The organism is Planococcus sp. TJ-302 (assembly GCF_058268455.1).
On sequence record NZ_JBZDOI010000001.1, the window covers coordinates 1,346,432 to 1,361,841 of the forward strand.

Here is a 15,410-nt window from a genome sequence, read left to right on the forward strand (position 1 = left end):
GCAGGCGGGTTCGTTTTTTCGCTACACGAGCGGCGTCGTGTGCGACACCATCCAGGACCGGTGGCGCCGGCTGTAGAAAACGTTGATTTTAAAGCCGATGCCAGCAGGCACTTCAATGCCGAAACGGCCGTTGACCCGATTAACCTCAGCAAAATCGCTAACGAGCTGAACCGGCAAACCGCCGCTGTCTTCTACGAAAATTTCGAGTTCTTCGCCGAACTCGTGGGCAGGAGGTGCCGGGAGCCGGATGACAGCCGGGCCAATCGCATTCGCCGGCTGGTTGACGAAAATGCGCGGACCCGTTTCTGCTCCGAACGTGAAACTGCCGTTTGTTGCGTGCACATATTGATAGGTTCGGCCGTTATAGATGATGCTCGTCGTCATATAGTCGAACGGCAAATTGCGCAGCGACGTGATAGAATCGACGCCGCCCCCTGTACCATCAATCGGTTTTGCGAGCAGCGGGTCAATGATCGACAATCCTGAAGGGTAATCCAAGATAACGTTGGCGTAGCCGTTCGCTTCGAAATAAGCGTGGTGAATGGTGTTTGAATAAGAAGGTGTGGTGTTGATCGTGCCGCTGCCAACGTGGATGCCCGCAATGCCGTTGGAATCGAAGTTGCCGCCTTGGATATTGTGGCCGTAAAGCCCGCGCTGCACGAGCCCCGCTCCAGCATTGCCGACGAAATGGCAATCATAGATGCCGTAGACGTTGTTGTCGCTGCCGCGGTCGATCTGCAAACCGGAACCGATATGCATTTTATACTCGGTGCCTGCACGGAACGTATTTTTCAGGTTTGGCGACACTTTGATGCCGCTTCCGGACACTTCATCGATATGGTAGACAGAACCCGTCCCGGCGCCGATTTTGATGAATGCCCCGGCTTGGACATTGTCTCTTTCCATATTCAAACTGGAAAAAGTGATATCATTGCCGGAGCCGCGGGCGTCAGTTCCCGTCAGCACTTTGCCGTTTTGTTCGAACTTGCACGATTGGTCGAAAACGCACAGGTTGTTATTGCCTTCCTCCAAGATCTGCAGACCGTGGACGATGCCCCAGCTGAACGATGTATTTGAAAAAACCTTGTTTCGGATGTCGCTTGCAATCATGCACACTTTTGCGTTGCGGACAAAGCCATTGGCGGGGTCAGAACCCATGAAGCGGATGCCTTTGATGCCGCCGTCGCTGCCACGCATGCGCACAAGGTAGTCCATCGGTTTGGAAGGGGCGATGATTGTGCTCTGGTCGCTGTAGCCGACCCAGGAGACAATCGTCTGCTTATCGCTGTCGACTTCCGGCACCTCAAGCGGTTCGCTGATGCGGTAGAGTCCAGGCGGGAAAAACAGTGTGCCGCCGCCTTGCTTATTGTAAGCGAACGCAATCGCTTGCTGCAGCGCCCGCCAATCGTCTGACTGGCCATTGCCTTTGGCGCCGAATGCTTTGACGTTGAACGTGCGGTCCGGCCGTTCGCTGAATGTCACTTCCTCGCCGAGTTTCTTGATTTTCTTTGCAGTCGATGCCTGGAGGCCGTACTTACTTTTTTTGGAGCCGAAAGCCATTCATGTCCTCTCCTTGGAAGCGATTTTTCGTGAGCATTTTAACCTAATTCAATTTTCACATAAATTATCCTGCTTTTAAGATAATTAAAAAGGCAAGCCTTCCATCGGGTCTTCATGCGATTTCGCTTCCTGTTTCTCCAGAAATGCGCTGAAGCCGTCCCAGCCATCCGGATTATGCGTCGCGAACAATTCCGCCATGAACTTGCCGAAAGCATCCGGCCGCGCCTTGTGATCCCATACGCAGTGAAAATTGCGGCTGTAAGTGACGCGGTTGAAATTCCCGAAAATATGAGTCAGCGTGCTGACGAGCACCCGCACCTCCGCAATCGCCGGTATGCCCATGAAGCGGTTCTCACTGAACACGAAACCGTTTTGGTCAAGCAACCGGATGCCAAAAGAATTTCCGTGTTCCTCCAGCAGCAACACCAAATCCTGTCTGCCTTCCATACCGCCACCTGCTTTCCCTTTGTTTCTTTAGTCCTTCTATTTTACCACCTCCAAGCACCATTTTTAAGCGTGAAGTCCCGGGATGGCCTGACGATAAAAAAAATTCGGAGGCATCGTGCATGCCTCCGAATTTCCTACTTCCCTTGAACGCCTAAATATTCTTCGAGCGTCAACCCGCTTGCTTTCACTTTAGCAGCGATATTATCGCCGATATAGCGGAAATGCCACGGCTCGTACATATAGCCGGTGATGTTTTCCTTGCCTTTTGGATAACGCAGGATAAAGCCGTATTTATGCGCATTGGCTGCGAGCCATTTGCCTTCTTTCGTATTGCCGAATGTCTCTTCAAGCCAGTTCGCATTATTGTTCTTTCCGCCGAAATCGAACGCCAAGCCCGTTTGGTGTTCACTGAATCCCTGTTTCGCAGCAAAACGGTCAGCTTCGTTCTGGCCGTATTTTAAGACATAATTGGCGTACAATTGCGCCTGGTAGGAATAAGAACGGTATGCGCTGATTGCCTGCAAGTAAATGCCTTGCTTTTTAGCATCAGCAAGCATGGCGTTTGCGCTGCGCAGGGCTATGGCGTTAATGCCCGGATTATAGGTGGACGGCAAGCCGTATTTCTTGTTGACGACCAAGACGCCGCTTTTATACGTTCCCGGTGTTCTCACTGAAGGCGCCGGATAATCCGATGCCCCCGGCTTTTTCAAATACGAGGAATTGACCCAGCCCGTTTTCGTGCCGTATTCTACTTTGAACCAAGAGCCGTTCTTGCTGACGTACTGGACCGTTTTCCCTTTCGGAATTACAGCCGAAACGCCATATTTCACAGAAGCCCCGGTCCGCATATTCAACATGTCCGTCGTTTCATATTTGACTGCGCTCGCCACAACTTTTGCCGTGCTGATTTTACTTTTGTTCTTTGCGGCGTCCAATGCGTAGACGGCTAGTGGCGAACCGGCTTTTTGCTTCGTGATATTGATGGAATATACGCCTTTTGCTGCAATGGCATCTCCCAGCTTCGTCTTGCCTGCATATGCCACGACTCTCGCGCCGGACTCCGCTTTCCCTTTAATTGCCGCTGATTGGTCTGTCACTTTATTGACCGAAGGGGCTGCGGGTGGTGTCTTATCTGCTGCGGCCAATGCGAATCCTTGTTTTCCCGATCCATCCGCAGGAACAGCTGCCGTTACAGAAAAGGCTAATGCCGCTGTGATCATCCATTTCGTCCATTTCATCTTCCCACTCCTTTTGCTGTTCTGTGCCTGAAAGCTTAAAACCATTTATGTACTTCCTCATCAAAGAAATTCAAACCGCGTTATTTCATTAGTTTATCACCCATCGTTTTCCAATAAAACAAATACCCCCTTAACAAAATTGCATTCTGTTAAGGGGATTTTTTTTATTCGACTGCAATCAGTTCAAACACGACCTGGCCTTGCGCATCGATTGACTTGATCGTCGAGTAGCCTTCCGCCATATAATACCTCAGCCCATCCGGCGCCGTCACTTCCGTCGCGTTTGTGAAGGTCTTGTAGCGCGTCTTCACGGTTTTGTTGACAGCTGTGATGGTATTGGTGATTTTTTCATCCCCGAGGTAATTGACGATTTTCTGCCCGACCTTCACCGGATAAACGAGCGCGATGTTGTATTCCGAATATGGGTAGCCGAACGCAAACATCGTGTAGCTTTCAAGCTCCTGGTATTCGTAGACGTCATCTCCTGCCCTGACCGTCCACATAAAACCGTATTCCAGTTCGCCTTTGTCCGGCACATCGATAAAGCGATGGATTTCACGGGAACCGTCCGGACGCAGGTAAGTGAAAGCTTTGGTCTTGTCTTTCTGGTAGGAATGCGGAATCACCGCCCGATTCTTAAAACACGGTTCGAGCGCTCGCGCCAGGAATGCTGCGAACTCGCCGCGTGTTACATGGACAAGCGGACGGAATGTGTTGTCTGGATGGCCTATATCGATATTCGCCACCCGCATTTTGCTGACAGCCTCGAAATAATACGCGTCTTCCTTCACATCCGCAAAGCCGCCGAACTGCACGCCAAGGCTGAACATCCGGTCAAGGATCACTGCCATATCGGCGCGGATGATGGGTGCATTCGGCCGGTACGTGCCATCGGGATACCCTTTCAGCAAGCCTGCTTTCGCCGCTTGGACGATATATCCGCTCGCGTAATGGCCAGTTGGCACATCGGTGAAAGGCGTCGCGCTGCGGTCACCGTCAAATCCTTTCAAACGGCCAATCATCACCGCCACCTCTGCGCGAGTTACCTCCGCGTCCGGCCGCACCGTGCCGTCTGGGTAGGCGATGATAACTTTCCTATCCATCAAATAATCGATTTCATCATGATACAAATGGGTACTGGGCAAATCCGTGGCGGCACCGGCGCTTGAAAGGACCAGCACCATCGACAAGGCAATCACAAATGGACTCAATAGTCTTTTCAAATCCTCACTCCCCCACAGAAAATTTTCTTACTTCATTCTACCAGTAAAAAGTTAATAAAATCTATAAAAATTACTAAATATTCTGTTTATAAAATTTATTTGTAACAATTCTTTATAGATACGCAAAAACCGCTATTGGGATCTCAAAAATTACCGACAGCGTTTTTTTCATTATATTGCTTTATCGGGAATCCTTGAAATTACAGGTTTCATAGAGATAATCACAGATCAAGGCTCTATAATCACCCATGCCACTTCTAGAAAACATTCCAAAAAAATTCTTATCCAAATCCATTAACCCTTTCAATTTTTTAACCCAGCTTCCCTCTTTCCCGACTCCAATAATATGTTTTCCACTAATAAAAGCCCTTTTAAAAGACGACTCCCACTTTTTCTGGCACACTGAAGATACCTAACACAGAAGGAGTTCCTGACATGAAACCGATCTTGCGGCCACTCAGCACGCTTTTGATGGGCGGAACGTATTTGGTGTCCATCTTTTTTCCGTTCCCTTATGCTTCTGCGTTCGTCAGCCTATTTGCATTGATTGCGCTCTTGTCTTTTTTCCCTTATTTGAAACGGGTACCAAAAGTGCTGATCCTCATGCTGACAGTCGGGGCACTCGCAATGGACATCAGCAAAGATGGCCTGTACGCATTTTTCATCGGCTTGCAGACGAATGCAAACGTCCTCGCCATTTTCATCTTCGTGCCGCTGCTTGCGATTCCGATTCGGCAAGGCAATTACCTGACATACATAGAAGTCATTTTTTCCTACTATATTAAAAAGACAGACCACCTGTATCTGTTTTCGACCTTGACCGCCGGCAGCATCGGAGGCGTCATGAACATCGGCTCTATTCCGATCCTCTACCAGCTGACGGATACGCCAACATTCCAGCCGTACACAATACTGCGGATTAAGGCGATGGTGCGCGGATTTGTCCTGGCTTTCTTATGGTCGCCTTATTTCATCTCGGTCGGGCTTGTCCTGTCGTATTTTGATGTCACGTGGACGCAGCTTTTTCCAGTCGGCATCGGGCTGACTTTATTCATCATGCTTTGCGGCTATCTGCTAGAGAGAAAATCTACGGAACCTATACCGCGGAACACACCGCTGCCTGACCCTTTGAAATTGCACCGAGCGAAGCAGAAAGTTGCCGAACTCGCTGTGATAGTGGGCTTGATCACGGCCATTATCATGGTCAGCGAAAAAGCGACCGGTTTGTCGGTGCTGACGGTCATCCCGCTCGTCGCCATCGTTATGTCATTTGTGTGGTCGCTGTTTTTCTCGACTCGGCAGCAGCTCATCCGCAATTATCAGACCTTCTTCGACGCGCGCGTTCCTGGCATGGGCAACGAATTGTCGCTGTTCATCATCGCTGGTGCATTTGGCACTGCGCTCCTCAACAACGGCGCTGACGAGTGGATCGTGGCATTGCTCGATGCCTTGAACATTACAAGCGTCCTACTCTTGGTTCCTTTGATGCTAGCGCTCATGGTCATCCCAGCGCTCCTTGGGCTCCATCCTGTGATCACTGCCACAATCTTGGCAATCACGTTAAGCGATTCGCCGCTGTTTGCCGATGACCATTTCTATTTGAGCCTCGGCCTGCTTGCGAGCTGGATGGCAACAACACTCATCTCGCCGTTTTCCGGACTGAATCTGCTGCTTGCCGCACTCAGCCGGCAGAGTCCCTTTGAAATCAGTTTGAAACACAACGCCGGTTTCGCATTGATGCTGTGGATCATTTGCTATGCGGCCATCGTCATTTTGTATCTTTTGAGGCAATAAAAACAGCCGCTCTCACGTTCTGAGAGCGGCTGTTGCTGGGATGATTTTTATTCAAACACAGGCGCAATGCGCTTTTTCGTCGCCTGTTCATATGCATACGCGAGGCTGATTAATTTCGCTTCGCTCCACGCCAAGCCGCTGAACGTTACACCGACTGGCATGCCTGTTCCGGTATACCCTGCAGGCACTGTGATGGATGGGTAGCCCGCTTTCGCTGGCATCGCTGCGCCGTGGTTGTTCTCGAACAGCAAAGCGTCCAAATTATGCGCTGCCATGACGGCGTCGATGCCTTCTGCCGTCGACTGGCGCACATCGGTTTCCCGGTGTTCCATGTAGCGGGCGTCTGTAGGGTCATCAGTCAAACCATGCGCTTTTTCCAGTTCCGCTTGCCCGAACATCATCCGGGATTCAGGATCTTGCTTGTTGAATTCGATGACGTCGGCAAGCGATTTCACTGGCACCTTATCCGGCGTTTTGCTGAGGTAATTGTCGATTCCCCGCTTGAACTCATACCACAAAACTTCCGATTCGAATTCAGGACGCGGCATCAACACGTCTTCGATGATGGCCCCTTGCGCTTCCATGTCGGCGATCGCTGTTTCCATGACCTTACGCTCTTCCGAATCCGCAGCGCTCAGGAATGTGCGGTCAATACCGATGCGCGCCCCGCGCAGCGCGTCTTTTTGCAGATGCAGCGTGTAATCCGCCAATGCGTTGCCATCACTTTCAAGCGTCTTCGGATCTTCTTTGTCAAAGCCGGCAAGAATCCCCAGAACGACTGCTGCATCTGCAACGGTGCGCGCCATCGGTCCAGCCGTATCCTGGCTTTCCGCAATCGGGATGATCCCGGTGCGGCTGATTAATCCGACTGTAGGTTTAATGCCGACGATCGAATTGGCACTCGCCGGGCTGAGAATAGAGCCGGACGTTTCCGTACCGATGCCAGCAGCTGCCAGATTCGACGCAATCGCTGCGCCAGTGCCTGAACTCGATCCTCCAACACGTCCTGCTTCAAATTTTCCACGGCCGTATGGATTTTGTACTTGGCCGCCGAGCGCGCTATAACCGCTTATGCCATTTTCCGCCATGAAATACGCCCATTCGCTCAAATTGGTTTTTCCTAAAATGATCGCACCAGCCGCTCTCAATTGCGCTGCCACAAAAGAGTCCACCATTGCGTAATTCTCCTGCAGAGCGATGGTCCCTGCGGTGGTCGGCATATCATCCGTCGTGTCGATATTATCTTTCACTAGCACCGGGATGCCGTATAATGGGCCTTGTCCAGCCTGCCCGCGGATAGCGTCCAACTCTTCAGCGATTTTCAGCGCATCGGGATTCACCGTCAGCACCGAGTTGATTTTTGGTCCATTCTTGTCAAATTGTTCGATGCGGTCCAGATACAACTGGACCAACTCCACTGATGTCAATTGCTCTGCGGCAAATGCCTCCTGGATTCTTTCTATCGTTGCTTCTTCTATATTAAATGTCGTTTTTTCCATATTGTCAGCTCCTTTTGCTATCAAAAAACCCGAATGGGGTCCACTTTAAAAGTGTACCCCATTCAGGCAAATGTATATCCTTTGCTGAAGCATTTTTTATTCGCAGGTATGATCAACCAATCACTTCAAGTCTTCAAATTCCTTCGCAATGCGTTCCAACGCCTCTTTGATCAATGGGCGAGGTGACGGAGTGCATATGCGCTGATACAGCTCGCCTTCTTCCCCAAACATTGTGCCGTCTTCGAGGATAACGTTCGCTTTATTGTAGATGCGGTCGTGGATTTCCTCAGCCGAAATGCCGTAGCCACTGAAATCGAGCCACATGATGTAAGTACCTTCTGGAATAAAGGTTTTTACTTTCGGCATATGCTCCGCCAAAAACTTTTGCGTGAACTGCATTGTACCGTCGATATAGTCTTTCAGCTGCTCCAGCCATTCGTCGCCGTCATTGTAAACGGAAATCAACGCAGCAATCGCGAATGGCGATGACAGTTGGAAGCCCATTTCGGTACTGAACTTGACGCGCAGCTGTTCGTCGGTAATAACGGCATTTGTGCAATGCAGGCCGGCGACATTGAACGTTTTGTTGATAGCCGTCAATGTGATGATGTGGCTGCTGTCTTCGACAACCTTCGCCATCGGCAGGAATGTCTGCTCTTTGCGCACCAAATCCCCATGGATTTCATCCGCGACAATGACCACATTGTAGCGGCGGCAAATATCCGCCATCTTCACTAGCTCATCTTCTGTGAACACGCGTCCAGTCGGATTGTGCGGGTTACACAAGATGAACATTGTCGTGTCTTCTTCCTTCGCCTTGTTTTCCAAATCTTCAAAATCCACCGTGTAATAATTATTGTCGTCGGCAATCAATGCGTTATTGACCACTTTTCGGTCGTTGCCTTCAACCGCCGAAGTGAAAGGTGGATAAACCGGGCGCTGAATGATGACGCCGTCGCCTGGATTGGTGAACGCTTTTACCGCAACATTCAGGGCGTGAACCGTGCCTGGGCTGAAAATGATTTGTTCTTTCTCGATCTTCCAATCGTGGCGCTTGCTGAACCAATGCTGGATTGCCTGGAAATATTCGTCCGGGAATACCGAATAGCCGAAAATCCGGTGATCGACCGTTTTATGCAGTGCGTCGATGAGCGGCTGCGGCACCGGCAAATCCATGTCCGCCGTGAACAACGGAATCGTATCCTCATCGTAGCGATCCGTGATGCCGAACTGCTTGATGATGTCTGCTCCGTCCCATTTCAAAGAATATGTACCTCTTCTATTAACAAACTCATCGAAATTATAGTTCATTTATAAACACCCTTTCCTTTAAATGGCTTCTCCATCCATCGTAACGCAAATGCTTTCTTAAATCCCGATTTCCGGCTTGCCTGCTGGGGGAATTAATTCAGAAGCGAGAAATCGAGTTATCCCCCCAGCCGCGCCACCGCACGCCAGAAATGATAGAGCACGCCGTCGTACCACAACAGCGCCTCGACTTTTTTCAGCACGAGATCCAACTCTTCGCCGGATTTCGCTGCGCGCACAAAGTATTCATCGCGCCGGACTTTGCGGTGGCTCGCCATCGCCGCTGATGCTTCGCCGAGCTCTTTGATCAGTTTCGGCATAGCTTTATCATTCAAAATGCGCTGTTCAGCGTCTTCCATCAACGGCAGCCAGCGCTCGGCAAGCCCGGGGTGGAGACGGTCCGCGCCATTAGCGGAAGGTTCACTGAGCACCTGCAGCAGCCGGTCGATGTGGTCGAGCGCGTGCAGAATTTGCACGTGGCGGTTGAACACAACAGGCGACATCGTTTCGATTTTTGCCAGGAATGTACGAACTTGCATCGCTGCATCGTGCAGATGGGCAATCTGGTCTGCATCGGTATCGCCGTCTGCGAGTGCACCGCGCGCGAGTCCGAACAGCTTCGCTAAAATCAGCTGGATGGTGCGCTGCGCCGCTTCGAGTGCGACTTCCGGGATGCCAGCTACTGGAGCATCCAAATGATGCAGCAAGGGATCGCCTTTGTCCGGAACCAGCCATTCAAGCAGCTGGACAAACCACGGCAGCACTGCTGCAAAAACCGCGACTCCCAGCACATTGAACAGCGTATGGAAAATCGCGATGCCGACCGCTGCGTCAAATGTGCCGAAAAGCGCTGTGCTAAGCGCACGTGTCGTCCAAATCAATAACGGGGAAAGCAAAACCGCAAGAACCGCCGTCCCTAGATTGAACAGCACGTGCGTCAGCCCCGCCCGTTTCGCTGCAGTGCCTGCACCGATTGCAGCCAATACTGCCGTCAAGGTCGTGCCGATGTTCTGGCCAATGACCAGATAGACGGCTTGTTCAAAGACGATGACACCAGAAAACAAGGCTGTCAAGGTCGTCGCAACTGCGACCGATGACGACTGCATGATGACCGTCATCAACGTGCCGACAGCGATCAGTAAAAAGATGTTCGTCATGCCTTCGAACGACACTGTTGCCTGCAAATCCACCATGCCCGTCTGCAATACCCCGACGCCAAGAAACAACAGGCCGAATCCCGCAACGACTGTACCATAGGCTGCTGGACGCTTTTTAAAGACCGTCTGTGCCAAGACGCCGATGCCGACAATCGGCAGTGCCCACGACAACAGATCCACTTTGAAGCCAATGAGCGACACCAGCCATCCGGTGCTCGTACTGCCGATGTTCGCCCCCATGATGACGCCGATTGATTGCCGGAACGGCAGCAAGCCCGCGCTGACAAAGCCGATCGTCAAAAGCGTCACTGCTGTTGACGACTGGATAATGGCGGTGATGAGAGTGCCGGAAAAAATAGCGCGGCCGGTCCCGCCGGCAATTCGATTCATCCAAGCTTTGATGAACTCGCCCGCCAGCTCTTTCAACGCCCCTGTCATCATTCCCATGCCAAGCACAAACAAGCCGATGCCCCCGATAAGCGCAGCCGCCATCTCCATGGCTTTCACCTCCCGCCGTTCCCTCTCCCCTAGTGTAAAACAAACCGGTGATAAAAAAACAACTTTTAACTGAAAATTCTTTCTTTTTAACGAAGAATATTGATATGATAATAAAAACATGAGCAACACGGCGCGATGTAGTTGCCATTATACGCTCTAGTTCCGCTTAGTTTCTTGCAGAACGGGTAAATTCCTACTAAGAATATATTGCGAAGGAGGCCAGTTTATGAACATGAAACTGCTGATAGGCTTTATTGTAAAATTCGTCATGATTACGGCGGTTCTGCTGATTGTGCTGGCATGGATTTTTGATGTGCCCGTCGTCGACACACTGCTCATCAGCCTCGCGCTGACAGCGTTGTCCTATGTTATGGGTGACTTGTTTATCTTCCTGCATGCTGGCAATCCAGCCGACCAGAAAACGCGCAATTCCATCGCGACCTTCATTGATTTCACCGTCGCGTTCTTGCTGATTTGGCTCATCGGCCGGATTCTTGGCAGCACAAGTGAAGAATTGCTGGTGCCTGCGCTGTTGTCCGCTTTGATCCTTGCCGGCGGTGAATGGTTTTTCCACAAATATGTCGACCGCAGCATCATGCCAGGGTACAACACTCCTGTCCGGAGCCGCTGACTCCCATGCCTGCTAAAAAGCCCGTTCCAGAAAATCTGGATCGGACTTTTTTGGTTTATTTTTCATAAGCTATCGGTATCGTGTGCGACACCATCCATGAAGAACTCTTTTTGCTGTAATAAGCTGAAATCACATACCCGACTCCACCGGGAACCAATACCCCCAAGTTCCCCGGCTGTTTATTGACGGAAGCATATTCGCACATCAACTGCACCGGCTGGCCGCCGCTGTCTTCGACAAAAATCTCGAGCTTTTCCTTGAATTGATGCTTCGGCGCAGGCGGCAGCCCAATGACAGCCGGGTTCTTTGCGCCGGCAGGACGGTTTATTGCCACCTGGGAAGTTTCTTCCATCGAAAAAGGTTTGCCGCAATCCGTTTCTGCAACATAGCCGTAGTGCCGGCCATTATAAGTGATGCTTGTTGTATCATAATCGAAGTAATAGCCGCGCAATGAAGTAATCGAGTCGATATCACCCGCTGTCCCATCGACCGGTTCCGCAAGCAGCGGCTCAAGAATAGTTAAACCGGACGGGTAGTCGAGAATTATATTCGCGTAGCCATTTGACTCGAAGTAAGAATGGTTGATTGTATTGGAATAGGCAGGCGTCGTATTGATCATGCCGGAACCGATATGGATGCCGGTGATGCCATTCGCATCGAAATTGCCGCCTTGGATGTGATGGCCGTACAGCCCGCGCACCATGAGACCGGCACCGGCATTGCCGACGAAATGGCAGTCGTAAATGCCGTAGACGTTATTGTCGCTGCCGCGGTCGGTTTGGAGGCCACAGCCGATGTGGATTGCATAATCCGTTCCCTGCTGGAGAGGAGTTTTCAAGTCAGGAGACACCGTAATGCTCCCTGAACATACTGTATCGACATGGTAGACCGAACCTTTGCCGGTGCCGATCTTTAAATAAGCGCCGACGTGGACATCGTTCATTTGTGGATTGAAATCCTTAAACGTCACCGTATCTGCCTCACCTCTTGCGTCGGTGCCTTTAATGACAATTCCGTTCTGTGAAAACTGACACAGCCGGTCGAACACGCATAGATTGTTATTGCCTTCCCCTGTAATCTGAAGCCCATGGACCGCTCCCCAGACAAACGCCGCATTCGAAAACGCCTTGTTCCGGATATCCGTAGCGAGCATACAGACTTTGGCGTGCTGTGCGTAACCGTTCATCGGGTCCGTCCCCCGGAATTTGATGCCTTCGATCATTCCATCGCTTCCCCGCATACGAACCACATAAGGCATCGGTGCAGAAGGTGCAATCACTGTTGATTTCGGGCTTTGGCCGATCCAGGAAACGGTGTTTTCCGAATCCCTTTCCGGCACTTCAAGCGGCCGGCTGATCCGATACAGGCCTGGCGGAAAAAACAATGTCCCGCCGCCTGGATTGCCGTAGATAAAATCAATTGCATCTTGAAGCGCGCCCCAATCATCCGCTTCCCCGTCTCCTCCAGCACCAAAAGACTTCACATTATAAACTGCGTCGACTGCGCTGACATCACTTCGCGTATCCAAATTACCCGGACTGGGTTGGTTGCCAAAAAGTTTGCGTTGTTTCGGTCTGAAAGCCATGGAATTCCTCCCTAATAGATTTTGCTTAAAATAAGACTATCTATTTTTCAGAAAACATACAATAAAAAAAAACATTGTTCCATGCGATAGCTCGCTTTGAATCCAATCCTATCCTATCCAAAAAACTCCCGCACCAATTTCCGGTGCGGGAGTTTACTTTGATTCATTTCACCAACAAGCCGCGTGCTTCTCTGAACTCGGTGATGTGGTGATCGATAATGCGGCCGTTTTCGATGACGACTGCTTCTTTGACCATGTCGGACCAATTGCCTTCCGTCAAGTCATCGAGCATGCTCCAAAAGCCTTCGCTCAGCACTTTTGTGACGGTGTGCGGGAACATTGCCGGCGTGTTGTCGACTGTGTAATGGATGATGCCATCGACCGTGTAGACCGGGTTGTCGATCGTCGACGGGCGTGACGTTTCGATTTCCAGTTCCGGATCGCAGCTGACATCAACAATCATGGCGCCTTTTTTCAAGCGCTTCAAGTCTTCTTTGTAGATGATGCGGTCTGTGCGCTTCGTGTCCCACATAACGCAGTTTACGAGAACATCGTATTCGGTCATTTTCTCACGGAACAGCGATTCGAGCCTGCGCCCGAACACATCAACTTCCGCGCCAAGTCCGTGGAGAATGCGTATAGCCCCTTTGGCGGTATGGCCGTTGCCAAGAATCGCGACTCTCGTTTCGTACGGCATTTTGCCGGCATATTGGTAAGCTTGCAGAATGGCTGCTTCGCCTGCTACTTCACGGTTGCGGTAGAAAATATAGCGCCCGCCTTCGAACATTTCTTCCCACGCGATAACCGTGTGCTTGCCTGCAAGCACTGCGTCAGTAAAACGGATGTCCTGAACAGCGTGCGCCCAGCCGATCAATAATTTGCCTTCAGTGATTTGGTCAAAGTAATCGGCGTCGCCGAGCTTCACGTCGACGATCGCTTCGCATTCCAATGCGCGTTCGCGCGATACGATATGGACGCCGTGTGCAGCGTATTCTTCGTCCGCTATGCCGAGTGCTTCGCCGTAGCCTTGTTCAAAATACAAGCGTTCAGGGAACTTGATGCCCGACATATCCTTCGGCAAAATCGCCCGGCGCTTTTCGTTGTTTTTATGGCTGATGACAAATCCTAATGTGTAAATAATAAACCCTCCGCTTCAACTTAAATCCGATCAGACGGCAGCTACGGCGAATTACGCCGCTGCATGAACCAGCCTCTCTCTAAATCATACCATGACCGGTGAAAATCAGGCATATTTAGATATTATTTATTGTGGCAGCGGATTGATGTTCTTCCTTATCTTTAAGTGAAAGAGAATCCAAGCGGCGCTGTTAGCCATTCAAGCGGCGGCATTCCTTCAAAACCAGGGACACCTTCTACCGCGGCGAAAAGTTTGTCATAGGCTTCCTGGTTCCAAATTTTCCGGCCGGCCCAAGACTCAAAGCGCGTGTTGCGGCTGAACTGCTCATTCAAAGCGAAGCCCGCATCATCGCGAGTGATGCCTCCAAGGTGGATAAATGACGCGCCGTGTTGTTTGCCCCAGCACGTGAGGCCGTATTGCAGCACGTGCTCCGGCGACAGATGGGAGAAGCTCGGCAGCGCCGCAGTTAGTTCCGGCTGCAGCACACCTCCGGTAAAAAGACTCAAGGACATTGCAATGGTGCGTTCTTTAAAGACCGCTTCTGTGACAACAAGATGCGGCCCCAGCTTTTCGATGCAATTGGTGAGCAGGTACCGGTCCAAGTTACGGCCTCGCGGATTTTGTTGGCCCGCAAGCGATAAATACAGCTCGGCAAACCGAGCCGCGTTGGACGGGCCAGCAGTCACACGCGCATCCACACCGTATTCAAGCGCTTTGAACAGCATCTTTTTGCCGCCTTCCGAAAATTCGTCGCAAACCGGATTTTTGACGCGGAGGTCGATCGCCGCGGTTTCGCCGATGAATTCCGTTTCGTAACAGCCCGCAAAATCAGCCGCATTGCCGAGTTCCGGATCGAAATACACCTGTTCGCTGATGATGTTTTGCTCCAGGCAATACTTACGGAACGCCCGCTCAAACGCAGCGGCGAGTTCCCAGCGTCGGCCTTCTTTGCACGCTAAAATAACGGGGCCGCCATAAGCGCAAGGCGTCACCGCTTCAAAATAAGTTTGGGCATCGATGGCAATCGGAATCTCCCGCTTGAGGAAAATGCTGCGCACCGTACCCACTTCATTATGGAATTCATAGACGGCGATTTCGCCGCCGCCTATTGATTCAACTAGCTGCCCGTAACGTTGGGCAAATTGTAGATCGTCCATTGCCATAACCCCTTTTCATCGTTGAAATAGAGAGCGTGCGCTTTGGAATCACTTTGCGTGACCTGTTTGTTTGTTAACTTCATAATAGAAAACGTAGGTTAAATCGAAGTTAAATTGGAAAAATAATTCCTTTCATTGAATTTATTCGTAAACCGAAGGGTTAAGGCATTGCTTC

At 50.9% G+C, this 15,410-nt stretch carries 12 protein-coding genes; 2 read left to right on the forward strand and 10 right to left on the reverse strand.

What is annotated here, in order from left to right:
• Positions 1 to 21 precede the first annotated feature (21 nt).
• From AC4EHB_RS06755 to AC4EHB_RS06770, 4 genes are all read right to left on the reverse strand, one after another.
• Complete coding sequence (locus AC4EHB_RS06755; RefSeq protein WP_490981003.1) at positions 22 to 1,560, reverse strand: right-handed parallel beta-helix repeat-containing protein; 1,539 nt, start codon at positions 1,558 to 1,560, stop codon at positions 22 to 24.
• Positions 1,561 to 1,644: 84 nt separating this feature from the next.
• On the reverse strand, positions 1,645 to 2,007 hold the full coding sequence (locus AC4EHB_RS06760; RefSeq protein WP_490974804.1) for a hypothetical protein: 363 nt from the start codon (positions 2,005 to 2,007) through the stop codon (positions 1,645 to 1,647).
• 134 nt (positions 2,008 to 2,141) lie between these two features.
• Positions 2,142 to 3,245, reverse strand: a complete 1,104-nt coding sequence (locus tag AC4EHB_RS06765; RefSeq protein WP_490981004.1) for a D-alanyl-D-alanine carboxypeptidase family protein — start codon at positions 3,243 to 3,245, stop codon at positions 2,142 to 2,144.
• 164 nt (positions 3,246 to 3,409) lie between these two features.
• The gene (locus tag AC4EHB_RS06770) at positions 3,410 to 4,468 is read right to left on the reverse strand and encodes an S-layer homology domain-containing protein (protein ID WP_490981005.1); all 1,059 of its coding nucleotides are present in this window, start codon (positions 4,466 to 4,468) and stop codon (positions 3,410 to 3,412) included.
• Positions 4,469 to 4,903: 435 nt separating this feature from the next.
• Here AC4EHB_RS06770 and AC4EHB_RS06775 point away from each other — a divergent pair, with 435 nt between their 5' ends.
• Positions 4,904 to 6,262, forward strand: a complete 1,359-nt coding sequence (locus AC4EHB_RS06775; RefSeq protein WP_490981006.1) for a hypothetical protein — start codon at positions 4,904 to 4,906, stop codon at positions 6,260 to 6,262.
• Positions 6,263 to 6,309: 47 nt separating this feature from the next.
• Here the strand turns inward: AC4EHB_RS06775 and AC4EHB_RS06780 are convergent, their stop codons facing one another.
• From AC4EHB_RS06780 to AC4EHB_RS06790, 3 genes are all read right to left on the reverse strand, one after another.
• Positions 6,310 to 7,761, reverse strand: coding sequence for an amidase family protein (locus AC4EHB_RS06780; RefSeq protein WP_490981007.1), 1,452 nt, complete (start codon positions 7,759 to 7,761; stop codon positions 6,310 to 6,312).
• A 120-nt stretch (positions 7,762 to 7,881) separates the two neighbouring features.
• Complete coding sequence (locus tag AC4EHB_RS06785) at positions 7,882 to 9,072, reverse strand: MalY/PatB family protein (protein WP_490981008.1); 1,191 nt, start codon at positions 9,070 to 9,072, stop codon at positions 7,882 to 7,884.
• A gap of 116 nt (positions 9,073 to 9,188) precedes the next feature.
• Entirely contained in the window at positions 9,189 to 10,724 is a 1,536-nt protein-coding gene (locus AC4EHB_RS06790; RefSeq protein WP_490981009.1) for a Na/Pi cotransporter family protein, read from the reverse strand.
• 226 nt (positions 10,725 to 10,950) lie between these two features.
• On the opposite strand from AC4EHB_RS06790, the gene AC4EHB_RS06795 reads away from it, so the two are divergent.
• The gene (locus AC4EHB_RS06795; protein ID WP_490974815.1) at positions 10,951 to 11,355 is read left to right on the forward strand and encodes a DUF2512 family protein; all 405 of its coding nucleotides are present in this window, start codon (positions 10,951 to 10,953) and stop codon (positions 11,353 to 11,355) included.
• A 55-nt stretch (positions 11,356 to 11,410) separates the two neighbouring features.
• Here AC4EHB_RS06795 and AC4EHB_RS06800 read toward each other — a convergent pair whose 3' ends face one another.
• The 3 genes from AC4EHB_RS06800 to AC4EHB_RS06810 all read right to left on the reverse strand — a co-directional run bounded on the left by AC4EHB_RS06800 (position 11,411) and on the right by AC4EHB_RS06810 (position 15,235).
• Positions 11,411 to 12,940: a glycosyl hydrolase family 28-related protein gene (locus AC4EHB_RS06800; protein ID WP_490981010.1), complete on the reverse strand. Its 1,530-nt coding sequence runs from the start codon at positions 12,938 to 12,940 to the stop codon at positions 11,411 to 11,413.
• Positions 12,941 to 13,103: 163 nt separating this feature from the next.
• Positions 13,104 to 14,081 (reverse strand): N(5)-(carboxyethyl)ornithine synthase, encoded by a 978-nt coding sequence (locus tag AC4EHB_RS06805; RefSeq protein WP_490975631.1) that lies wholly within the window; start codon positions 14,079 to 14,081, stop codon positions 13,104 to 13,106.
• Positions 14,082 to 14,239: 158 nt separating this feature from the next.
• Complete coding sequence (locus AC4EHB_RS06810) at positions 14,240 to 15,235, reverse strand: GNAT family N-acetyltransferase (protein WP_490981011.1); 996 nt, start codon at positions 15,233 to 15,235, stop codon at positions 14,240 to 14,242.
• Between the last annotated feature and the right edge of the window lie 175 nt (positions 15,236 to 15,410).